This is a genomic window from Catenibacterium sp. GCM10023432 (genome assembly GCF_042651925.1).
Lineage (GTDB): Bacteria > Bacillota_I > Bacilli_A > Erysipelotrichales > Coprobacillaceae > Catenibacterium > Catenibacterium mitsuoka.
Genome location: NZ_JBHSEB010000001.1, coordinates 18,051 through 41,466, shown reverse-complemented (window position 1 = coordinate 41,466; position 23,416 = coordinate 18,051). Strand labels below are relative to the sequence as shown.

The 23,416-nt window shown below is 34.1% G+C and carries 22 protein-coding genes and 2 other annotated features; all 22 genes read right to left on the bottom strand.

Translation table 11 applies throughout. The annotated features are described in order from the left end of the window. Positions 1 to 16: 16 nt before the first annotated feature. The 22 genes from ACFOZZ_RS00220 to ACFOZZ_RS00115 all read right to left on the bottom strand — a co-directional run bounded on the left by ACFOZZ_RS00220 (position 17) and on the right by ACFOZZ_RS00115 (position 23,383). Positions 17 to 643: a DUF4261 domain-containing protein gene (locus ACFOZZ_RS00220; protein WP_278780000.1), complete on the bottom strand. Its 627-nt coding sequence runs from the start codon at positions 641 to 643 to the stop codon at positions 17 to 19. 2 nt (positions 644 to 645) lie between these two features. Then, positions 646 to 1,305 carry an HAD family hydrolase gene (locus ACFOZZ_RS00215; protein ID WP_055233434.1) on the bottom strand — a complete coding sequence of 220 codons (660 nt, stop codon included), beginning with the start codon at positions 1,303 to 1,305 and terminating at the stop codon, positions 646 to 648. Next, a complete protein-coding gene (locus ACFOZZ_RS00210) occupies positions 1,295 to 1,783 on the bottom strand; it encodes an N-acetyltransferase (protein ID WP_279068737.1) in 489 nt (162 codons plus the stop codon). The genes ACFOZZ_RS00215 and ACFOZZ_RS00210 overlap by 11 nt, the downstream gene beginning before the upstream one ends. 329 nt (positions 1,784 to 2,112) lie before the next feature. After that, positions 2,113 to 3,087, bottom strand: coding sequence for an IS1595 family transposase (locus tag ACFOZZ_RS00205; RefSeq protein WP_320803638.1), 975 nt, complete (start codon positions 3,085 to 3,087; stop codon positions 2,113 to 2,115). A gap of 352 nt (positions 3,088 to 3,439) precedes the next feature. Then, entirely contained in the window at positions 3,440 to 4,513 is a 1,074-nt protein-coding gene (locus tag ACFOZZ_RS00200; RefSeq protein ID WP_055233436.1) for a M24 family metallopeptidase, read from the bottom strand. Beyond that, the gene (gene aspS / locus ACFOZZ_RS00195) at positions 4,491 to 6,257 is read right to left on the bottom strand and encodes an aspartate--tRNA ligase (protein ID WP_055288728.1); all 1,767 of its coding nucleotides are present in this window, start codon (positions 6,255 to 6,257) and stop codon (positions 4,491 to 4,493) included. Before aspS ends, ACFOZZ_RS00200 begins: the two co-directional genes overlap by 23 nt. Next, the gene (hisS, locus tag ACFOZZ_RS00190; RefSeq protein ID WP_376814475.1) at positions 6,250 to 7,530 is read right to left on the bottom strand and encodes a histidine--tRNA ligase; all 1,281 of its coding nucleotides are present in this window, start codon (positions 7,528 to 7,530) and stop codon (positions 6,250 to 6,252) included. Before hisS ends, aspS begins: the two co-directional genes overlap by 8 nt. A 38-nt stretch (positions 7,531 to 7,568) precedes the next feature. Continuing rightward, positions 7,569 to 7,757, bottom strand: a binding site (T-box leader). Between the two features lie 353 nt (positions 7,758 to 8,110). Beyond that, positions 8,111 to 10,327, bottom strand: coding sequence for a RelA/SpoT family protein (locus ACFOZZ_RS00185; RefSeq protein ID WP_376814474.1), 2,217 nt, complete (start codon positions 10,325 to 10,327; stop codon positions 8,111 to 8,113). A gap of 176 nt (positions 10,328 to 10,503) precedes the next feature. After that, entirely contained in the window at positions 10,504 to 11,016 is a 513-nt protein-coding gene (locus ACFOZZ_RS00180; RefSeq protein WP_040389871.1) for an adenine phosphoribosyltransferase, read from the bottom strand. Between the two features lie 91 nt (positions 11,017 to 11,107). Beyond that, positions 11,108 to 12,721: a single-stranded-DNA-specific exonuclease RecJ gene (gene recJ / locus ACFOZZ_RS00175; RefSeq protein WP_278860538.1), complete on the bottom strand. Its 1,614-nt coding sequence runs from the start codon at positions 12,719 to 12,721 to the stop codon at positions 11,108 to 11,110. 116 nt (positions 12,722 to 12,837) lie between these two features. Then, a complete protein-coding gene (locus ACFOZZ_RS00170) occupies positions 12,838 to 13,125 on the bottom strand; it encodes a post-transcriptional regulator (RefSeq protein ID WP_006505709.1) in 288 nt (95 codons plus the stop codon). Positions 13,126 to 13,188: 63 nt separating this feature from the next. Beyond that, positions 13,189 to 14,004: a metal ABC transporter permease gene (locus tag ACFOZZ_RS00165; protein WP_147556444.1), complete on the bottom strand. Its 816-nt coding sequence runs from the start codon at positions 14,002 to 14,004 to the stop codon at positions 13,189 to 13,191. Next, the gene (locus ACFOZZ_RS00160; RefSeq protein ID WP_055233795.1) at positions 14,004 to 14,654 is read right to left on the bottom strand and encodes a metal ABC transporter ATP-binding protein; all 651 of its coding nucleotides are present in this window, start codon (positions 14,652 to 14,654) and stop codon (positions 14,004 to 14,006) included. Before ACFOZZ_RS00160 ends, ACFOZZ_RS00165 begins: the two co-directional genes overlap by 1 nt. Further along, the gene (locus tag ACFOZZ_RS00155; protein ID WP_055233794.1) at positions 14,651 to 15,586 is read right to left on the bottom strand and encodes a metal ABC transporter substrate-binding protein; all 936 of its coding nucleotides are present in this window, start codon (positions 15,584 to 15,586) and stop codon (positions 14,651 to 14,653) included. The genes ACFOZZ_RS00160 and ACFOZZ_RS00155 overlap by 4 nt, the downstream gene beginning before the upstream one ends. Next, positions 15,579 to 15,989, bottom strand: a complete 411-nt coding sequence (locus tag ACFOZZ_RS00150) for a Fur family transcriptional regulator (protein WP_040389869.1) — start codon at positions 15,987 to 15,989, stop codon at positions 15,579 to 15,581. The genes ACFOZZ_RS00155 and ACFOZZ_RS00150 overlap by 8 nt, the downstream gene beginning before the upstream one ends. A 102-nt stretch (positions 15,990 to 16,091) precedes the next feature. Further along, positions 16,092 to 17,210: an aminotransferase class I/II-fold pyridoxal phosphate-dependent enzyme gene (locus ACFOZZ_RS00145; RefSeq protein ID WP_055233793.1), complete on the bottom strand. Its 1,119-nt coding sequence runs from the start codon at positions 17,208 to 17,210 to the stop codon at positions 16,092 to 16,094. Between the two features lie 21 nt (positions 17,211 to 17,231). Further along, positions 17,232 to 17,957: an amino acid ABC transporter ATP-binding protein gene (locus ACFOZZ_RS00140; RefSeq protein WP_055233796.1), complete on the bottom strand. Its 726-nt coding sequence runs from the start codon at positions 17,955 to 17,957 to the stop codon at positions 17,232 to 17,234. Between the two features lie 7 nt (positions 17,958 to 17,964). Beyond that, a complete protein-coding gene (locus tag ACFOZZ_RS00135; RefSeq protein ID WP_055233792.1) occupies positions 17,965 to 18,648 on the bottom strand; it encodes an amino acid ABC transporter permease in 684 nt (227 codons plus the stop codon). A gap of 70 nt (positions 18,649 to 18,718) precedes the next feature. Continuing rightward, positions 18,719 to 19,462: a transporter substrate-binding domain-containing protein gene (locus ACFOZZ_RS00130; RefSeq protein ID WP_055233791.1), complete on the bottom strand. Its 744-nt coding sequence runs from the start codon at positions 19,460 to 19,462 to the stop codon at positions 18,719 to 18,721. Between the two features lie 53 nt (positions 19,463 to 19,515). Beyond that, positions 19,516 to 19,719 (bottom strand) — a binding site (T-box leader). A 125-nt stretch (positions 19,720 to 19,844) separates the two neighbouring features. Then, positions 19,845 to 20,087 carry a hypothetical protein gene (locus ACFOZZ_RS00125; protein ID WP_279067326.1) on the bottom strand — a complete coding sequence of 81 codons (243 nt, stop codon included), beginning with the start codon at positions 20,085 to 20,087 and terminating at the stop codon, positions 19,845 to 19,847. Between the two features lie 42 nt (positions 20,088 to 20,129). After that, positions 20,130 to 22,025 carry a molecular chaperone HtpG gene (gene htpG, locus ACFOZZ_RS00120; RefSeq protein WP_055288706.1) on the bottom strand — a complete coding sequence of 632 codons (1,896 nt, stop codon included), beginning with the start codon at positions 22,023 to 22,025 and terminating at the stop codon, positions 20,130 to 20,132. 194 nt (positions 22,026 to 22,219) lie between these two features. Continuing rightward, the gene (locus ACFOZZ_RS00115; RefSeq protein ID WP_376814473.1) at positions 22,220 to 23,383 is read right to left on the bottom strand and encodes an RNA-guided endonuclease InsQ/TnpB family protein; all 1,164 of its coding nucleotides are present in this window, start codon (positions 23,381 to 23,383) and stop codon (positions 22,220 to 22,222) included. Positions 23,384 to 23,416 lie beyond the last annotated feature (33 nt).

The following is a 23,416-nucleotide window of genomic DNA, read 5'->3' as shown; positions in this document are numbered from 1 at the left end:
AAAAATGAAAGTATTTTCATAAATTGGTAAGAAAAGGATCGTCTATCCTAAAAGTTGGTGTATCAAATATCTCACTTTCACCCAAATGAATAGTCAAAACCTGTTCAATAGTGAGTCCAATAGTTTCACCATCTTTAAATACCACATTGTTCATAATAACATAGAGTGCAGTGTCTTTAATGAAGTCTAATACAGCCATAGGTTCCCCAATAGAAGAAACTTCTATTTCATGATAGCCGAGCTTTTCAAGACCATCCGTATAAGCCCCTACTCCATTTTCTAATGGATATAAACCAAACCAGATGACGTTATAAATAGGAAACATATCCTGATCAATCATCTTGGCCATTGTTTGATAAAAAGATGGTTCATAAATGACATCATTCATATAAACTCCTACAACATTCTCATCAATGTTTGAACATACTTCTTCTACAAATAAAGGACAGTCTGTCTGAATGGTTTCAATTGCCTTATGGATATGAATCATTCCCGTATGATTTTTAGTACATGCATCTGCTTCTTCCCACATAAAATTATTTAAAGCTGCATTAAGACGTACTTTGTCATCTAATGGCTGATTAATATAATCACTTGTTTCATTGAATGGTTCTTTTACTAATAAAAATGCTTCTAATTCCATCTTTACTCTCCCTCAAACAATAAGTCTTCTAACTCTTTTACAGACTCGACATAATAAGTACATTTATTCTTGATATCTTCTTTGATTTCCTTGATATCATGAGCCCATCCAGCTCCACATGCATCAATATGCGCATCTCGTGCCATCTGTATACCTGGTAATAAATCATCTACAAGTAAGACATCTTCTTTATTTAAATGAAGTTCTTCAATAATTCTTTCAACAGGCCAAATAGATGGTTTACGCTTTTCAGGAGGTAATTCCCATCCATATATAATAGAAGGCTCAGGTAAATCATTATTCTTATAATCACGTATAATAGTATGCTTCATTGAATGAGATATAACACAGATAGTGCCACCTTCATTCACATAACGCCATAATAAATCATGAATGCCATCAAAACATACTGGTGCATGACCACGAATATAAGACTGCCAGTTGTTTTCCTGTATATGCATTTCTTCTTCAGTGAACTTAAGTATATCAAAACATAATGCAGTAAATCCTGGCTTATAATTATACTTAAAATAATCTTCACAAGTCATAGTAACACCAGGGCGCAATTTACTTAATGAGTCTAGGAATGCAGGAAAGTTCACTGTACGTGTGCTATCTACAATCGTATCATCATGATCTAGTATCAAACATTTATATTTCATTTGTTTCTCCTTTTTGATATGCAAGACATGTTATACCTTGCGTATTGACTATTGTCCCACACTGTTTAAATCCACAAGATTCTAATAAATTCTGCATAGGGATATTTTTGATTCCCGTATCCATCTTTAAATTAGGAATCTGACTATAAGCCCAGTTCAAGATAAACTTGCAGGCCCCTTTCATAATATGTGCAGAAACAACACGATGAACAACACCATAAGGTGCATCATTGAGCCATTGTCCCTCTATTTCCTTATAATCTTGATCTTCTTCTATCGCATAATAGAAAACAGCCGCAATTTGATTTTCATACATACATAAATACATTTTATCTATATCTTTAGTAATCATTTCTTTTGAAGGATAACCTAAAGGCCACTGATCTTTATTGCCATGATTATCCATAAATATCTTTGCATCTTTATAAAGACTCATTATTTCATCTATATGAGCCCTATCTGCTTTTTTTATTTCCATAGTAAACTCCTTTATTTAATATAATAGCACAAAAAAGGGTCTGAAAAAATCAAGTAACTAAATAGACTTGAGGTTAACTCAAGTTTTAAAACTGCCAGGGTTGTGAACTCCTAGCAGTACTTTTAGGATGTAAACTTTTTAGAGGCAGTTTTTCGCTATCTATTTTGTTTATTTCATAAATCATTTATCATATTCTTAAGATCAATAAATCTATAGAAAGAAAAAAAGGATAAGCATCGAAAGTCTGGCGACGAGATGCTTATCCTTTCAATAAGAACACTATGGTAATAATAAAACTTTTTGAATACCCATAATCAACAGGTGACGATTTAAGAGAAGTGTGGAGCAGAAATATTCAGGATATAGACTATCTGCCTATGACTGATAGGAAATGATTTCTGCAGGTACTTCTTGATTTTATCCATAACAGTCTTTCCCATATTTCTATGGTTAAATCTATACTCCTGTTCATTCAGGAATAAAGGCATCTCTCTTTTAGTTATTCCATGATATATCCCAGTAATATTATTTTTAATATTACCGATTATTATATTTAACCAGAGTAGTCTATGATTCTTTTCTTCATAGCTGATTTTCTCGTTCTTTACCTGTATTTCTGTGCCTAATGTATTAAAGCCTTTCTCGCCATCAGTATTAAGCAATGCAGCATGTGATAATACACAGCACTGTTCTATGTTTTTCTTAAGTGACAGACCAGTATAATCATTGATGAGTCTTAACTTAATAAACCGGGGATAGTTATTCTCTTTATCTGTAGATAGAATGCCCAAAACAGGTTGCTGTTCACTTGCACGACCCGCTTTATTCTTGGATTTTGCGCCAATATTAAAGACATCTGCTTCATAGAAAAGGCTGTTGAGCAGCTTGTCTGAATTGCTTAGTGACATAAGAATTCTACACTTGCTTTCAAGAAGAAGTGCAGTCTTATAGTTGACGTCTAGTATTGAACATAACTCTACTGCACTGATTCCTTTATTTTTATTAAAGAAAAGGAAGATACCTAACAGAAGCTTGTATAGATCAAGCTTGCAGCTCTGAAAAATAGTGTCTGAAAGCAGTGAGTGCTGCTTATGGCATGAACTGCATTCAAGAACATATGAAGTCTTGGTCTTTCCTACACGCTTGACTAGGTAATACTTATGACAGCCACAACGGTCACATGAAAAGCCGTCAGGCCATTTCATGGATTTGAAGAATTCAATGCAGTTATCAATATTGTTGGAATATTTCTGAGTGAACTGATAAAGAGAAGCTTTCTTAGGCTTTAATACTTTGTTTGACATATGATTATACCTCCATCTGATTTCTAATCTAATTATAGAACAGATGGAAATTTCGTGTGTCCGGTTCAGCTTCATGAACGCCGTTTAATCGGTGCTTATGAAATTTAATTTTCACTAACCTGTGGTTTGTGGGTATTCAAATAAAACTTTCATCCAAAATCAAGCATATTACTGAAAATCAATATAAAAAGATTATTCTACCTATATATGAATTAACATAGTTAATAAAAAAGATTCCGATAATATTAAATACTGAATGTATAGTGATTGAAATTTCATTTTTTCAATAAATCTTTCAACAAGCAAAAAAGGATAGCTAGAATCTACATCCTAACTATCCTTTCTACATAAATTATTCAATTATAGTTAATTCCTTTGGATAACTATTTAATACCTTACAACCATCTTCAGTGACCATAACTAAGTCTTCAATACGAACTCCAAAATCACCCTGTAAATAAACACCAGGTTCAATTGAGAAGATCATACCAGGCTTTGCGATAATATCACTCACAGAAGATACATCACCAAATTCATGTACATCTTTACCAATGAAATGACCTAAACGATGATTGAATTCTTTACCATAACCTGCTTCAGTAATGATATTTCTTGCGACTGCATCAATTTCAGATAATTTCATACCTGGCTTGATAGCAGCTTCAGCTGCTTCATTTGCCTTTAATACAAGATTGTATACTTCTTTCTGCTTTTGGGATACTTCTTTATAGAAGAATGTTCTTGTCATATCAGAACAATATCCTTTATAGATACATCCCATATCAACGATAATAGAATCTCCTGGCTTTAAACGGCTATCATCGCATGAATGATGAGGGTTAGCCCCATTGGCACCATAACCCATGATTGGACTAAATGAATGCCCTGATGCACCTAATGACTTGTAGTAAGCAAGTAATGCTTCATCCATTTCAATTTCAGTCTTATCTGTTGCAAGTAATCTTTTTACTTCAGCCATTGCTGTATCATTCATTTCACTTGCTTTAAACATAAGTGCCTTTTCTTCATCATCCTTCTGCATTCTTACTTCATCCACGCATAGTGATCCTAAAACATATTTCGCATTGACGCGATCCTGTACAGGAATCAAGAAACGTGCTGGCATATTCTTATCTACACCAATTACTTTTGCATCCTTTAAATAATCTGCAAGTAATGCTGGAGCATTATCTGTATCATCAAACCAAGTAATAGGCATGCCTAAGTCCTTTTCTACATAGAATAAGTTATTGAAGAATAACTGATGATTTCCTTTAGAAGAAAGAACCATGACATACATTCTTTCACCTGGATGATTAACATAATCCAATAAATAATCGATAGAAACAGGGTCAGCGACTAATAAATAGTCAATGCCTCTTTCTTCCATCTTTTCTAATACTTTATTTATTCTCTTCTGATTCATATTCAGTAACCTCAATTCCTAAATCCTTTAACTGATCATTATCTACTGGTGTAGGTGCTTTTGACATTGGACAAGTTGCACTTGTATTCTTAGGGAAGGCAATAACGTCTCTTAAAGAATCACATCCACATAATAACATTGCGAAACGGTCTAATCCTAATGCGAATCCAGCATGAGGTGGTGCACCATATCTAAATGCATCCACAAACCAGCCAAACTGTGCATCAATTCTTTCCTGTGTGAATCCTAAAGCCTTGAAGGCACGATCCTGTAATTCTTCTTCATAGATTCTCTGAGATCCGCCACCAAGTTCAAAACCGTTTAAAACAATATCATAAGCATCTGCTAAGCAGTTTGCTGGATCTGTATCAATCTTATCTAGATCAGAATCCTTTGGACGAGTGAATGGATGGTGCATTGCATAGTATCTTCCATCTTCTTCAGAATATTCAAACATTGGGAAATCAACAACCCATAAGAAGTTGAACTGACGAGGATCATATAACTTTAATTCTTTACCTAAATGATTTCTGATTGCTGCAAGAGCATCACATACAACCATATAATGAGTATCACTCACAAATAGTAATAAATCTCCTACCTCAGCATTCATCTTTTCTAATAAGGCGCTCATCTGTTCTTCAGTAAAGAATTTTGCGATAGGTCCAGATACACCCTTATCAGTCACTTTTAACCAAGCAAGACCTTTAGCCTTATATTTCTTAGCAAGTTCAGTTAAAGCATCAATCTTCTTACGTGAATAGTTATCTGCTTCCCCCTTGACATTAAGACCTTTTACATGTCCTCCTGCTTCAAGTGCACTCTTGAATACGACAAAGTCAACATCCTTCACTGTTTCATTTAAATTAACGAGTTTCAAATCAAAACGTGTATCAGGCTTATCGATACCATAAGTTTCCATCGCATCATGCCATGTCATTCTTGGAAATGGTAATTGAACATCAATATTCATAACATCCTTCATAACCTTCTTGATTAAGCCTTCACCAATACCAATCACCTGATCAGTATTCATGAAACTCATTTCTACGTCCACCTGAGTGAATTCTGGCTGACGGTCAGCACGTAAGTCTTCATCACGGAAACATCTAGCAATCTGATAATAACGTTCAAAACCAGCTACCATTAATAACTGCTTAAATAACTGTGGAGACTGTGGTAATGCATAAAATGAACCATTATGTACACGTGAAGGTACTAAGAAGTCTCTTGCACCTTCTGGTGTAGATTTATTTAAATATGGTGTTTCAATTTCTACGAATTCTTCACTATCTAAATATTCATGAATAGCTCTGACAATCTTAGCACGTCTTATGATGTTCTTCTGAAGAGCTGGACGTCTTAAATCAAGATAACGATATTTCATTCTTGTTTCTTCTAAGGCATCAGTTTCATCCGCAATAATCATAGGAGTAGTCGCAGCCTTATTGACAATCTTTACTTCTTCAGCCTGGATTTCAATATCACCAGTTGGCATATCTGGGTTCTTAGAACTTCTTTCTACGACAGTACCTTTGATATCAAGAATATATTCGTTCTTAACATCTTTTAACTGTTCATTGAAAGATTCATCAAATATTACCTGTGTAATACCATGACGGTCTCTTAAGTCTACAAAGACTAAAGCACCTAAGTTTCTCTTTTTAGCTACCCAGCCAATAAGTTCTACTTTTTTATTGACATCAGTGATTCTTAGTTCTCCATTGTTGTGAGTTCTATTCATGTTCATGATCTCCTTCATAATGATTTTCAATATAACTTAAGATATCTTCTAATTTAACTTCACTCTGTTCTTTAGAATGATTGCAGCGGATATTTACATATTCACCCTTTACTTCATCTTCACCAATAATAATAGAAAGATGAGCACCAAAACGGTCACTAGACTTGAACTGTCCTTTTAAGCCTCTACCTGCATAATCCATATCACAAGTAAAGCCGTTTGCTCTAAGCATTGTGATGATCTGCATCGCTAAATCTCTTGCTTCATCACCTAATGGCATAACATAAACATCAATACCATTTTCTTCATCATCTTCATCATCTAATGCAAGCATTAGTCTTTCCATACCAAATGCAAAGCCTACACCAGGAGTCGCAGGACCTCCAAGTTCTTCAACAAGACCATTGTAGCGCCCTCCACCACCAATAGTAGAGCCAGCTCCTAACTTTGGATCATCACTGATGATTTCAAATACTGTATGAGAATAGTAGTCTAATCCTCTTACTAAATTCGTATCTACAACATATTCGATTTCTAAATCATCTAATAAATTGCAGACTTTATCGAAATGTGCTTTCGCTTTTTCACTTAAATAATCAATTGTACGAGGAGCAGAAGCCATTACTGGATTTTTTGCATCGACTTTGCAGTCTAGAATTCTTAATGGGTTCTTTTCAAAACGAGCCTGACAGTCTTCACATAAATCATTAAGCACAGGTCTGAAATGATCCTTTAAAGCTTCTCTATATGCAGTTCTTGATTCATCATCACCTAATGAGTTGATATGCAATTTGATATTCTTAATACCTAATGCTTCAACGATAGTCACCGCCATAAGCATACATTCAACATCTACATATGGTGATTCAACACCTAACATTTCTACACCGAACTGATGGAACTGTCTCTGTCTACCATTTTGTGGACGTTCATATCTGAACATTGGTCCCATATAGTAAACTTTCTGTAGCTTTTCAGGTAAAGCATACATCTTATCTTCTACATAAGCTCTCGCAATACCAGCAGTACCTTCTGGTCTTAAAGTAAGAGAACGATCTCCCTTATCTTTAAATGTATACATTTCTTTAGTCACTACATCTGTAGTATCACCAACTGCTCGACTAAATAGTTCTGTGTGCTCAAAGATTGGTGTACGCATTTCTTTTACGTTGTAATTTGCTGCAACAGTTCTTAATAGCTGTTCCATTTCAATCCATTTTTCTGAATTTCCAGGGGTAATATCTACTGTCCCTCTTGGTCTATTGTATTTCATAGGTTCCTCCTTTTTAAACAATAAAAAAACGCCCTCAATCTAAGGACGTTTTATACGCGGTACCACCTTAGTTCATGAATAAATCATGCACTTTATTTAGTTATAACGTTACCAACGTGCTTTTTTAAAGCATTCTCCAAAGTGTCCCATAACTTCTCATTAGTCATTTCCACCAGCCATGACCTCTCTATGAATGTCCGTTATTTAATCTTCTTCACTGAATATAAGGTGATTATAAATCAAAAGTATATTTAATTCAAGTCACTAATGACTGACTACTCCCACGGGCAAGCCTGTGGGGTTCTTACTGTCAAGTTTAGCTTGTAATCGTACATCATTTTTAGACTTTGGAATACAAGTGTAAATCTATTTAAGTAAGAACTTCTATTACCAAGCAGTCCAACGACCACATTAACGGTAAATTTTTATCTTACGATATGGAAGTATAATCAATCTCCCTGATGTTTAGTTTATACTATTTTGATTCATTATTCAATACTTTGATTTTATTAATCTCAATTGTAAATTGTAAAAATTATTTGGTTTTCATCCCATAGGTAAGCCTATGAGTTTTTCGCCACTAATGAATAACACGGCGAATTTCTGCAACACCTTGTACTTTATTCATGTTATCAATTGTATTCTGTAAGATTTCTGCATTTTCTACAGATAATGTTAAACGAATATGGGCATCTAAATCCATAATATTCGCATTGATCTTAAGAATATTCACTTTCACCTGACTTAAGCAAGTTACAATATCACTTAATAAATTAGGACGGTCTAGTCCAACGACTTCCAGATCCACATTAAAGCGCTTCTGTTCAATATTAGGATAATCCCAATAAACATCAATCAAACGTCCTTTTGCGACACTCTTGACGTTTGGGCAATCCGCGCGATGAATCTTGATTCCCAGTCCTTTAGATACGAAACCAACAATCTTATCACCAGGAATAGGATTACAACATTTAGATAACTGCATCTTTAATCCATCTACACCAGTGACTGCCACACCAATACTCTTTTCATGTTTCTTATTTAATTCCTGAATATTGTTATTGTGACGAAGAATCTGTGACAAATTATCAAAGAAACCTCTTTTTTGCGGAGCCACCTTATCTAGAAGTGTAGAAGCAGTCGCATGCTTCTTACCTAATGCGAAAAGTACATCATCAAATGTATTGGCACCAAATGAGCCAAGATATGTTCTATAAGTATCTGGACTCATATAAGTCTTCTCATCAAGCTGTCTTGCCCTGATTTCATCCCTAAGAAGTCTTCTTCCTTCTTCAATAATCTGTTTTTTATTTTCTTCTTCATGTTTTGTGATATATTGACGAATCTTATTACGAGCGCCCGCTGTTCTTACAAACTTCAGCCAGCCTTCACTTGGACCAGAATTCTTATTGGTCTTGATTTCTACGATATCACCTGTTTTTAATTTGGTATCAAAAGGAACCATAACACCATTCACAATTGCTCCAACCGCATGATGTCCAACTTCTGTATGAACACGATAAGCAAAGTCAATCGGTGTAGACCCATTCGGTAATTCCACAATACGACCTGCAGGTGTTAAAGCATAAACATTGGCTTCAAAGATATCACGCTGTAACGTATTATAAAAATCTTTAGCCTCATTATCCTTCATTTCATCACTTACAGTAATGAACTCACTCATCCACTGAAGCTTTTCTCCAATTTCCTTCTGTTCCTGTTTCGCATTATACTTCTTACCTTCTTTATAACGCCAATGAGATGCAACCCCTCTTTCAGCGAGTTCGTCCATCTCTTCAGTACGAATCTGGATTTCAAATACATAGCCCTTTTCACCAATAACAGATGTATGTAATGACTGATACATATTAGGCTTAGGCATGGCAATATAATCCTTAAAACGTCCAGGAATCGCACGATACTTTTCATGCATGATACCTAATACTTCATAACATTCATTCTTAGTTTGTACAATAATACGCAAAGCATTTAAATCATAGATTTCATCAAAACGCTTATGCTTATAAACCATCTTTTTATAGATAGAATAAATATGCTTTGCACGACCCTTAATACGATATTTGATATTTGTGCCTTCAAGATTCTTTTCCACTGACTTAATCATTGCATCAACTGAATCTTTTCTTTCACTCTTCTTCTTATCAAGGAGCGCAGCAATTTCTTTATAGGCTTTTGGATCAAGATAAAATAAACATAAATCTTCTAATTCTACTCGAATATCATTAATACCTAAACGATGCGCTATTGGCGCATAGACTTCTAATGCTTCTCTAGAAATACGCTGCTGCTTTTCAGGGCTCATATATTGAAGCGTACGCATATTATGAAGTCTATCAGCTAATTTAATCAAGATAACACGAATATCCTTAGCCATCGCAATATAGATTTTACGATGATTTTCAGCATGGAAATCACTTTCTTCCATATAAGGCATCTTAGTAATCTTTGTAACACCTTCTACAAGTGTAGTGACTTCTTCACCAAATTTTTCAATCATTTCTTCTCGAGGTACATCACAATCTTCCATGACATCATGAAGTAATCCAGCAGCGATAGTGATTGGTCCAGTCTGTAATGTTGCAAGAATATAAGCAACCCAGATCAAATGAATTGTATAGGGTTCACCACTTTTTCTTTTCTGTTCCTTGTGCTTCACCATGATAAAATCATAAGCTTTCTGGATCAGAGCCAAGCTTTCTTCTTTTGTGATATATGTCTTAACAAGAGCAAGGACGTCGTCGTAACTCATTGGGTCCCCTGCGCCTTTATATTTCATAATAACACCCCCCTCATATATTACCTCAATTATAACATAGTTCACTCACAACAAAAAGAGACTAAGAATGGAATGATACAAATATCACTTCACTAATTCTGATATTTCCTATTTATTTGTGTTAATCAGAAATATAAATTCATTTAAATAAAAAACTCCAAAAAAGGAGTTTTCCATTAGTATTTAACCTGAGAATAAATATTGTATTTACTTAATTTTTCAGTTGCTTTTAATTCTTCTAGTTCAATAACAAATTCCATACCAACAACTTCTCCACCCATTTCTTCAATAAGTGCAGCAGCTGCTTCTACAGTTCCACCAGTAGCAAGTAAATCATCGACAATCAAAACTTTCATACCTGGCTTGATGCTGTCTTTATGCATGAAGATTTCATTTGATCCATATTCTAGATCATACTTCTTGCTTACTGTTTCTCTTGGTAATTTTCCTGGCTTTCTGATTGGTACAAAACCACATCCTAATTCTAAAGCCACTGGACATCCAAAGATGAATCCTCTTGATTCAGGTCCAACAACGATGTCAGCACCTAAATCCTTTGCATGTGCTGCTAAATCATCAATACAAGCTTTGAATGCATCCTTGTCTTCTAATAAAGGTGTTACATCTCTAAAGATAATTCCTTCTTTTGGAAATCCTGGAATAGATGCAATATGCTGTTTAAAATCCATAACGAATCCTCCTATACAATACATTATTATATCATCACAAAACGATGAATACAGTATAAATTCAAAAATAAATCCTTACAGATTATATGAATTATAAGATTTCTTCTACAATAAAGTTAATTGACTTATTTCCTCTAAAAACATTGATAGATAAAGTACCCACCAAAGTCATAGACTCTTTATGTACAACTTCCTCATACTTCTGCCCTTTATTAAAAGCAAGGGCAGAAACCTGTTCATCTCCTAAATGGAATTTCAAATGTTTACCTTCAGACAAACGGTCTACTCTACTACACGTAACATCTTCCATAATAAAGAGTGGTGCTTTATTTTCTTCACCATAAGGAGCGAGTAAACTTAAAGTTTCTACATTATGAATTGTCGTATCATCAAGAGTAATAGGAATCACTGATTCACTCACTTCAAAATGACAGTCCTGTAAATCATTGACAAGAGCATCATAGACTAAAGGATAGTTTGACTTTGTGATAGTGAAACCACCTGCCATCGCATGACCACCATATTGTACAAAGAGATCTTCATGATGCTTAAAGAAATCATAGATGTTAAAACCATCAATTCCTCTCGCACTCCCCTTATATATTTCTTTTTTAGAATCATAATGCATGACAAATGCAGGCTGTTCATATTCTCTGGCATACTTACCAGCTACAAGTCCCACTAATCCTTCATGCATATCTTCTGATCCATAGAATAAGCAAGGTGAGGTAGTATCAGTCACTGCTTCCTTATATAAGGAAGTCGTCATGGATTGTCTCTTAGAATTCACTTTAGATGCATAATTTGATACCTTTTCTAAGTAGGCAGGATTTGTTCCTTTTAAAAAGTACTTTACTAAGCATACCGGATTTACGAGTTCAGGTAAACGGCCAAAGGCATTAATACGAGGTGCTATTGTAAAACCAACGGTTGTCACATCATAGTCTCTACTTCCTTTTAACAGTTCTAATGCAGGGTATTTATATTGTTTCATGAATTGTAAGCCACGTTTTACCAAGCTTCTATTTTCATCCAATAATGGCATCATATCAGATAGAGTTGTAATAGCTGCTAAAGTAAACAAATAGGGATCATGATGTTTTAAAAGAGCTGCTGCAAGCTTATAAGCTATAAAGCCACCACATATTTCTTTAAAAGGATAACGAGGTGACATCTTTGTATGAATAATAGAATAAGCTACAGGTACTTCAGCATCAAATGCATGATGATCAGTTATAATCACATCAATACCAAGTTCTCCTGCTTTTTCTACTGCATCAAATGCCTTGATTCCATTATCTACAGTAATAATCAAAGAATAGCCCTTCTCTGCCATCTGTTCTACGCGAGTTATATTAAGGCCATAACCATCTGTAAAGCGATTTGGAATATGATAGCCTACTTCTACACCTCGTTCATGAAAAGCCTGTACAAGAATAGCTGTCGCAAGAATACCATCACAATCATAATCTCCATAAATGCAGATTTTTTCTTTATTCTCTATTGCCTCTTCAATACGCTCGAGTGTTTCGTCAGATTCTTCAAACAAAGAGAAATCATGATATATAAGATGAGGATCCATAAAGGCTTCAAATTGTTTTTGATCTATTTTTTTACTTTCTATTACTTTAGCCATTAAAGAATTGACACCATATTTTTGCATAATTTCTTCTGTATGGCTTAATTGTATTGTTTTATATTTCATAAATAACCTCTTTAAAATTAACTACCTTACTATATTAATAAATATAGGCATAAAAGTCAAAATAAGTGTTCTAATCAAAAAGTGGCTGTTAAGCCACCTTTATTTGAAATAATGAGTTATTTCATGATCAGACTTTGAAAGTCTGCTAAGTTTTTAGTTTCTGCTTCCTTAATGACTTTAGCTTGTAGATATTCAAAAATTGTTGAGAACTGCAAAGACATAATATCATCAATCATATCACAAAAAGAAAGAGATACTTTATTTCTCCATGTGACATTTCTTAGATAATCTTCAATATCTTGTGCAACAATCTTTTCTACGCCATCCCTCTGAAATTCATAAGCTTTAGAACGAAGGATAAATACAACTTCATCAGGAAGCGGCTTTGATAAATCGATTTCCATATTCTTACGCTCCCACGAGTAAACATTATATAAGAATTATAAGATAATGAAAAGACTTAATTACTATTTTGTACTGACATTATGTATTAGCTGTGTAATACATAAAACAACTAAATTCACAATGACAATAGAAGCACCTGTTGGAGCTGCATAGAGATAAGAAATAGATAAACCAATAATAAAACAAATAGAAGAAAGGATGGCAGAAGAAATTACTACATGTTTGAAATCCTTGCAGAAATACATGGATGTAAGACAGGGGAAGATTGTCAAACTTGAAATAAGTAATGCGCCCATCATACGCATACCAAGTACAATTGTCAATGAGCAAAGTATCGCAATAATGATGTTGTAGAATTCTACGTTAATACCTGTACTTTTCGCAAAATCTTCATCAAAAGTCAAAGCAAACATCTTGTGATAAGAGAAGACATAGAGTATTAATACAACCAAAGACAATACAATACTAATTATCATATCCTGATTATTGAGTGAGAGGATACTACCAAACAAGTAATTATTGATATCTGTATTGACACCACTTGTGAGTGAGATAGCCATGATTCCAATGGCAAGTGAACTAGATGATAAAACTGCAATAGCACCATCACCATGAATATGATGATTGTTGTTGAGTTTAAGAATAGCCACTGCCGCAATAATTGCGACTGGCACAGCTAAATAAAGTGGTGCTACGCCAAGTACTGTTGCAATCGCAAAGCTACCAAAAGAAACATGGGATAACCCGTCACTAATCATCGCATTCTTTCTTAATACAAGATTTACACCGAGCATTGCTGCACATAATGAAATGAGTAAACCGACAATAAATGCACGAATAATAAATGTATAGTTAAACATATGGAGTAATGTACTCATTATTTTACTTCCTCCATTCTATAATTATCTTTATCTAGATGAAGAATTTTATTACCAATGACTTCATGTGAGGCTAAATCATGAGTAATCATAATAATAGTGAGACCTTTTTGGTGAAGTTCTTTTAAGACAGCATAAAATTCTTCTTTAGAATCATAGTCTAAATTATTAGAAGGTTCATCTAGAACAAGGCATTCTCTTGTTGCGCAGAGGGCTCTTGCAAGTAGGACCTTCTGTCTTTGTCCTCCTGATAATTCTCCAAAAGAACTGTTTTTTAAATTCTCTATATGTAGTGTCTTTAAACATTCTACAGCCAGTTTCTTCTCTTTGTTGTTAAAGAATGGTCGATAACCAACTCTATTTAATGCTCCAGATAATACTATTTCATATACAGAGGCAGGAAAGTGGCGATCTACCTTAGTTTCCTGAGGCATATAACCTATTTCTCTTTCATTCATATAATATGTGATCTGTCCTGCCATAGGTTTGATAAGACCAAGCAGTCCCTTAATAAGGGTACTTTTACCTGCACCATTTTGTCCTAATACTGTAATAAAATCACCTTGTTGTATATCAAAAGATAAATCATTAATCACTTCTTGATTGTCATAACCTAGATGTAAATGATCCACTTTTATAAGTGTCTTCATTGAAGTGCCTCCTTTACCGCCTTTACGTTTTTACGCATAATTGAAACATATGTTTCACCATTATTAAAATCTTCTGCACTCACATTATGCATGCTTTGAATAGTGAGTACTTTTGTACCTGTTTCTTCAGAAATAGTACGTGCTATCTGTCCATTGGATAATTCAATTTTAAATATAGCAGGATTGTGATCCTTCTTAACCTTATCGATGAGGTATGAAATTGTTGCAGCACTTGGTTCGGTCTGTTCAGAACATCCTGGAAATGCTGCACTATATGTAAGACCATATTCTTTCGCAAAATAGAGCAAAGGAAAACGATCTCCTACAACTATGTCTTTTCTTTTCGCATTTTTAACTACTTGTTTAAACGAATAATCAACAGACGCAATCTGTTCAATATAGTTTTCAGTATTCTTATTAAACTTTGAGGCATGATTTTTGTCCAAAGCACACATTCTTTTATTTAATCCTTCGACAATCTCCATTGTATTTTTAGGACTTGTCCAGACATGTTCATCATATTCTTCTTCATGTTCATCATGTTCTTCATGTTTTTCTTCTTCCATCCCTTCAACATGTTCTTCAAGCTTAAGATTTGAAACAAGATCAAGCATCTTTACAATTCTTTTTGGATTCATATCTGCAAGCAGGCTACCCACCCAATCATCTGATTCTCCTCCTACATAAAAGAATAAATCACTCTCTTTAATAGCAACCATATCCTGTGGTGTTGGTTCATAGGAATGAGAATCCATTCCTGGTTTAATAAGCATCTTTATAGAGATATCCGGATCATTTTTAGTAATTGCACGAACAAAATCATAACAAGGAAAATTAGTGACAACGATATTAAAAGATTGCTCTTTAGTCGGCGTTGTACAGCCTGTCATCAATAATAAAGAGAGAATCAATAAACCAATCCTTTTAAGCATGAGTAGTCTCCCTGCAATCTTTACATAATCCTACAATTGTAGAATCCTTACAATCAATCTCAAAGCCGTGATCTTCTAGTAAATGAGTACGAATGATATCCATCAAATCACATTCTAAATGAGTTATTTTCCCACATTTCTTGCATAATAAATGAAGATGATGATTGCACTTTTCTTCTCTGGCATATTGATAATACACACTGTCTTCATCTGAAAGTGTATGCTTCTGCAATAATCCCTGCTGTGATAATTTATCTAAATTACGATAAACTGTCACAAGATTCACATTTAATCCTTTATCAACTAATGCTTGATAGATATCCTTAGCACATAAACGATGATCTTCATTCTGTTTCATATAGTCAATAATAACATCTTTATATTTAGTACGATATTGTTTCATTGAATACCTCCGATGCAAATGATTTGCATATTGTATTATAATGATTCTCATATCTATGTCAATGAATATGCAAATCATTTGCATATAATAAAAAAGAAGCAATTAATCTGCTTCTTTAATATGCGAATGAATCCAGGAAGAAAATGTTTCTAATCCTTCCTTGATTATTTTTGAATCTGAAGTAAAACCAAAACGTAAATGATACTCCTTATTAAATGCCATACCTGGCACAAAGAATACACCTGTGTCATTCTGTAATTTCTCACATACTTCTTTTGAGGGCATATCAAATAAATAATGTAAGAAACATACAGTACCATCTTCTGGTATGACACATTCAACAAGGTCTTCTTTTTCAAGCCATTCTTTTAATATTCTCTTGTTTTCAGCAATGATATGTCTGCTTCTATCAAGTATTAAATCCTTATTTTCTAATACGACAGTAGCCAAATAATCATTCCATGGACCCGTAGAGATTATTGTATAATCTCTTCTAAAATTGATTTCATCAATGAGTTCTTTAGGTCCCTTGATCCATCCTAATCTAAGACCTGCAAAAGAGTATACTTTAGATAAAGAGGCTGTCGCAATACCTAATTCATACATATCAGAAATACTATCACATAGAGTATTATTCATACCACGGTAGATTTCATCCACAAGAATATAGATAGAATGACTTCCTGCAAGCTCAATTAACTCTTCCATCAAAGATTGTCTAATTACAGTACCCGTAGGATTATTTGGACTATTTAATATAAACATTTTTGTTTCAGGCTTAATAAGTTTCTTAAAATCTTCTATGACAGGTTCCCAGTTATTGTCTTCGTCAAGTTCTATTAAGTCATAATCACACCCTAAAGATGCTGGATAAGAATAGAACTGCTCATAGGAAGGTGTTAATGCAATGACATGGTCTCCTTTATTGAGTAAAGTATCCATTACATGTTCATTAGCATTAATCGCCCCATGAGCGACTGCAATATTATCTCTTGTTCCTGTCTTATATAAAGAAAGAATCGCATCCTTTAAAGAATCAGAGCCTGTAATAGGTCCATAATCCATACGCATATGCATAAGATCTCCCATAAGATCTTTTTGAATCAGAGATTCTAATTCATGAATGGACATGTCTGATACACATGTATCGGCTAAATTGTATTGACAATTTTGTTCATGGTTCGTCATCCATGTTTCTACATCAAATTCCTTTAAATACACGTCTTCTTTCTCCTTTATTTATTAATGCATAACCTTAGATAAGAAATCTTTCGCTCTTTCACTTTCTGGATGAGAGAAGAAAGTTTCTGAATCATTTTCTTCTACGATTTTTCCGTTTTCTAAGAATATAACACGATCTGCAACAGTTCTAGCAAATCCCATTTCATGAGTAACGACCATCATAGTCATACCCTGTTTAGCAAGATCCTGCATAACTTCTAAGACTTCAATAACCATTTCTGGGTCTAATGCACTTGTAGGTTCATCAAATAACATCACTTCTGGATTTAGACAAAGAGATCTTGCAATAGCCACTCTCTGTTTCTGACCACCAGACAATTTATTAGGATAAGTATCCTTCTTATCTTCAAGACCTACTTTCTGCAAGTACTTTATAGCTACAGCATTAGCTTCTTCTTCAGTCATACCCATAACCTTTAATGGTGCTAAAGTAAGATTTTCTAATACAGTCATATTAGGGAATAAGTTGAAATGCTGGAATACAAATCCCATCTTTCCTCTAAGTTTAGTATATTGAGGTGTTCCTTCTTTTAAAAGTTCACCATCGATATAGATAGAACCTGCCTCAGGCTTTTCTAAATGGTCAATACATCTTAATACTGTACTCTTACCACTACCTGAAGGTCCAATAAGGCAGACAATTTCCCCCTTCTTTAATGTAAGAGAAACATCATCTACAGCTTTTAATTTACCAAATGTTTTTGTAATGTGATCCACCTGGATCATAATATCGTTAGTCACTGACAGCTAATCTCCCTTCTACATATCTTGCAATAGCTGAAATACAAAGTGTCATTACTAAATAAATAGCACCTGTTGCAGTTAAAGGTACAAGATAGTTAAATGTATTGGCACCAATAACACTTGCAGTGGCAAGTAATTCTACTGCACCAATTGTGAAAATAAGTGATGAATCCTTAATTAATGTAATAAATTCACTAATTAGAGGTGGAATAATACGTTTAAATGCCTGTGGTAAGATAACATAACGCATGGTCTGAACATAGTTTAACCCAATTGTTTCACATGCTTCCCACTGACCTTTATCAACACCTAAAATACCAGATCTAATTAATTCTACCTGATAAGCACCACTGTTTAAGCTCATAGCAATTAAACCACATACATATGGATCAGCCTGGAATCTTTGTCCTGTAATAGACTGAACAACAGTAGGTACTGCAAGATATAAGAACATGATCTGTAATAACATCGGCGTACCACGGAAGATTTCTACATAAACATTACCGATTGCTCTTAATACAAAATGTTTAGAAAGTTTTAAAGCCGCTCCAATAATTCCAAGAATAACACCAAAGAACAAAGCCCCCATTGCAAGCAATAGAGAATACTTTGCGCCAGTGAAAATCATGAATTGAATATTAGAGAGCGTAAGAATATCCATAATTGTTTTCATTCGCATTAACTCCTTAATAATAAAAAATTAAGTGCAGACAGAACATGTCTGCACTTATATATTTAATAAATTAGCAACCCCATTTAGTTTTTAATTCATTGTATTTGTCAGACTTAACAAATTCATCAACAGCTTTGTTTACGTCTTTCATTAACTTGTCGTTACCCTTTTTAGTGATGATCATGTTTTCTTCTTTGATTAATGGTTCATCAATCATCTTTAAACCAGCATTCTTAGCATAGTTTTCAGCAACAGCACCATCAAGAACAACAGCATCTAATCCACCAGATTTTAAAGTTTCAACTAAGATCTTAGCATCTTTAACAGTTGTAACAGTAGCACCTTTAATGCTCTTAGCAGCATCTACACCAGTAGCACCTAACTGAGCACCAACCTTCTTACCTTCAAGATCAGATACTTTTGAGAAAGGAGAATCACCCTTTACTAAAGCAATCTGTTCAGAAGTGTTATATGCATGAGACCAAAGAATGTTTTTCCATTCTTTATGATAAGTGAAACCAGAAATACCTAAATCAACCTGATCAGAAGTGATTGAAGATGAAATAGCATCAAAACTTAAAGGTTTAAATTTGTAAGAATAGTTTCCACCATTCTTATTCATGATCTTAACTAATTCTTTAGTCATATCAACGTCAAATCCAACTACTTCTTTCTTATTGTTATAAGATTCATATGGTGGATAGTCTGGAGATACTCCAATTAATAATTCAGTTTTACCATTAGATGATGATCCACAACCAGTCATTCCAACAGCAAGTAACATAACTAATACTACGCTTAATAATTTTTTCATAAATATGCCCTTCCTTTTTTAATATTAAGAAAACAAAAACGCCTCTTGCTTTCGCAAGAGACGTCAATTAACGCGGTACCACTCTTCTTGATTTATTCCTAAATCCTCTCTTATCCTTAAGGCGGAACACCGATGACCCTATGTATTCAGACCATCCTCTCAAAAGTGCGGTTCATTCAACTTTCCATGCTGACCTCTCACCTACGCCAGCTCGCTGCAATTTCCAGTTAAACTACTCTCTTTGTCATTGAGTTTTCTTTGTATGTGTCTTATTATAACCAGACGATTTTAATTGTCAACAAGAAAAATGATATTTTTCATATTTTTATGTAAAATCTATATTTTCTATATATATTTATGTTATTCGTAAACTTTAGATGATTTATTTCATAAAAGAGTGTATTTTATGAAAAACTTTATAAGTAAAATCAATTGGTTTTTCATATTGAGACAAGATCATCTGGATGTTTTCTAAATCTTCATCCTTCCCTTTTAGTGCTTCAATCCATTTTAATGATGCATCATGAAACTGGTCAATCATTGTATAAGCATAAATCAATTTAAAAGAAACAAATATTAATAACCCGCTCGCACATAAACAAAGAGCAGATAAGAATAATTTCATAAAAATCCCTCTTTTCTGCTCTCATTATATCAAATCAAATTGTTATTTAGAAGCCTCAATCATAAGCTTTGTGATCTTATTAGAGAAATCTACAGGATCATCAATAGAGAATCCAGCAATAAGTAAAGCCTGATCAAATAGGATAGATGCATATTCATCAATCTTTACAGGTTCTTTTTCATAAACAGACTGCAATGATTTAAATAAATCGTGATCCGGGTTAATTTCAAGAATTCTTCCTGCTTTGATACCCTGTGCATCTGGCATCTGGTTTAATACCTTTTCCATTTCAAATGAAACGCCATCACCACTTGCTAGACATACTGGATGAGATTTTAAACGATGAGATAATTTAACATCTTGTACCTTATCACCTAAAGCCTTCTTAACGATTTCTAGTAACGGCTTGTTATCTTCAGTCTTCTGTTCAAGTTCTTTCTTTTCATCTTCTGTTTCTAAGTCTAAATCACCTTGAGTGACATTCTTGAATGTCTTAGAATCATAGTCTCTCATCATCTGTAAGCAGAACTCATCCACATTATCAGTCATATAAAGAACATCATAGCCTTTAGACTTAACTGCTTCTACTTGTGGTAATAAATCACATTTTTCTACTGTTTCACCAGAAGCATAATAGATTTCCTTCTGATCTTCAGGCATAGCTTCTACATATTCCTTTAATGTAATAAGTTCTTTCTTATCAGAAGAATAGAACATCAATAAATCCTGAAGTTTATCTTTCAACATGCCATAACTGTTATAAATACCAAACTTCAACTGCATACCGAAGTTTTTAAAGAATGTTATATATTCATCACGGTCATTCTTAAGCATCTTTTCAAGTTCAGTCTGGATACGTTTTTCAATCTTATTTGCAATAACCTTCATCTTTCTATCGTGCTGTAACATTTCACGAGAGATATTTAAGTTTAAATCCTGTGAATCAACAAGACCCTTTACAAATCTGAAATGTTCAGGGACTAGGTCTTCTGCATGATCCATGATGAAGACACCACGAGAATAAAGCTGTAAGCCTTTCTTATAATCCTGTGAATAGTAATTCATAGGTGTTTTAGATGGGATAAATAGTAATGATGTATAAGAAACAGCACCTTCTACAACATTATGCATGACTCTCTGAGGAGCTTCAAAATCATTGAATTTAGCCTTATAGAATTCATCATATTCTTCTTTTGTGATATCTTTCTTCTGACGTTTCCATAAAGGAACCTGTGAGTTTAAAGTCTTGTTTTCTACAACATCTTCATATTCATCACTGTCTTCCTTCTTTCTAGAAGTAGTTACATCCATCTTGATTGGGTAATGAACGTAGTCTGAATATTTCTTAACAAGTCTTTCAATTTCATACTGATCGAGATACTTACTATAATCTTCTTCCTCTGTATCCTTCTTTAAGTGGAGAATGATTGTAGTACCATGTTCTGCCTTTTCTACTTCTTCAACAGTATAGCCATCACTTGTATCACTCTTCCATAAATAAGCTTTATCTTCACCATATTTCTTAGAATAAACTTCTACTTCATCAGCCACCATGAAGGCACTATAGAAACCTACACCAAACTGACCAATGATATCAACGTCGCTTACACCTTTTTCTAAGGCATTCTTGAACTCATAAGAACCAGAATTTGCGATAGTACCTAAATGTTCTTCTAGTTCTTCCTTAGTCATACCGATACCTTCATCAGCAATTGTAAGGGTTCTATTTTCTTTATCAACAATGAGGTTGATAGCCATATCTTCTCTTGAGAAACTTGTAATATTTTCTTGTAATGCTTTATAGTAAAGTTTATCACTTGCATCACTTGCATTTGAAATCAATTCTCTCAAGAAGATTTCCTTATGAGTATAAATAGAATTAATCATTAAATCGAGGAGTCTTTTAGACTCTGCTTTAAATTCTTTCTTATCTGACATTTTTATACGCTGCCACTCAAAATGTGATTAAACATACTCACATCGAGATAATGTAAGTTCTCACAAACATTACTTACTATGTCATCGTGCATGCTTTGGATTGACCAAAATCATATCTACTCACAAGTTCTAGTGCACTCCATAGTCTTAAATTCCCGAAATAGCCTTCGGTACATACTTACGTTTGCGTTTATTTATGCAACTTCGTAAGTTGTAGCATCTCTCAGATTAAGTGCAGCATTGAAATCTCTGTCTTCGATATAGCCACAGTCACATCTGAAAATTCTATCTGAAAGCTTTAAATCTTTCTTGATATGCTTGCAACAATGACATGTCTTAGATGATGGGAACCATCTATCTACAATTCGAAGTTCAATTCCAGTCTCCCTGCATTTAGCTAGAAGCTTTGTTTTAAATTCATAAAACTTCTGCGAAGCAACTGCCTTTGAAAGATGTCTGTTCTTCATCATTCCTGATACGTTTAGATCTTCAATCGTTATATGAGATGGCTTGGTTTTCACTATCTCTGCGATTATCTTATTGATGTAATCAGTACGAATATTATCAATTCTATGATGAAGCTTCTGTATCTTGAGCCTTTGTTTCTGTATATTTTTCTTTTGAGTGGGCTCTCCTTTCTTTATATTTTCATACTTTCGAGAAAGACTTCTCTGTTCTCGAATAAGCTTCTTTTCAAGCTTCTTTAATTTTGCAGATTTATTGATGTTCTTATAAGTCTTTCTATTAGAAACAACCGCAAAGTCCTTTAATCCAAGGTCAATGCCAATTCCTTTACTGGAATTATTAGCTGTCCTTCTATCTGGGATTTCTATAAGAACTGAAACATAGTATCTGTCAGCTTTTGTTGAGACATGACCGCTCTTAATTACGTATCCATCTTTTGTTGTGGGAATATACCCTTTCTCTTTGATGCGGACCCACCCAAGTGACGGAATCTTGATTCGGTGTCTTTCACAGAGACAATCTTTTGAATTATTCCTTACAAAATACATTTTCACATCAGATCTGCCTTTCTTTTTAAACTTTGGAAAGGCGCTCTTGTGATTAAAGAATCTTTTAAATGCGGTCTGTCCGTTATTTACTGCCTGTGTTACTGATTTTGAATAAGCTTCCTTGATCCAGGAATATTCTGGATGGCTCGGAAGAAACTCATTGTTGAGCCATACTCTAAACTGGCTGCTGCTCATAAACTTTTTGCCACTTTCATGAAGTTCCTTATTATGAGCAAGATAGAAGTTATAGATAAATCTGCAAGTACCTATTGTTTTACGAATCCTGACTTTCTGCCCCTCTGTTGGATTTATTTCCGTCTTGAAGCTCTTCAGCAATTTCCTCATCCCTTTCTATCAGTTTTTTTATACTTACAAAAC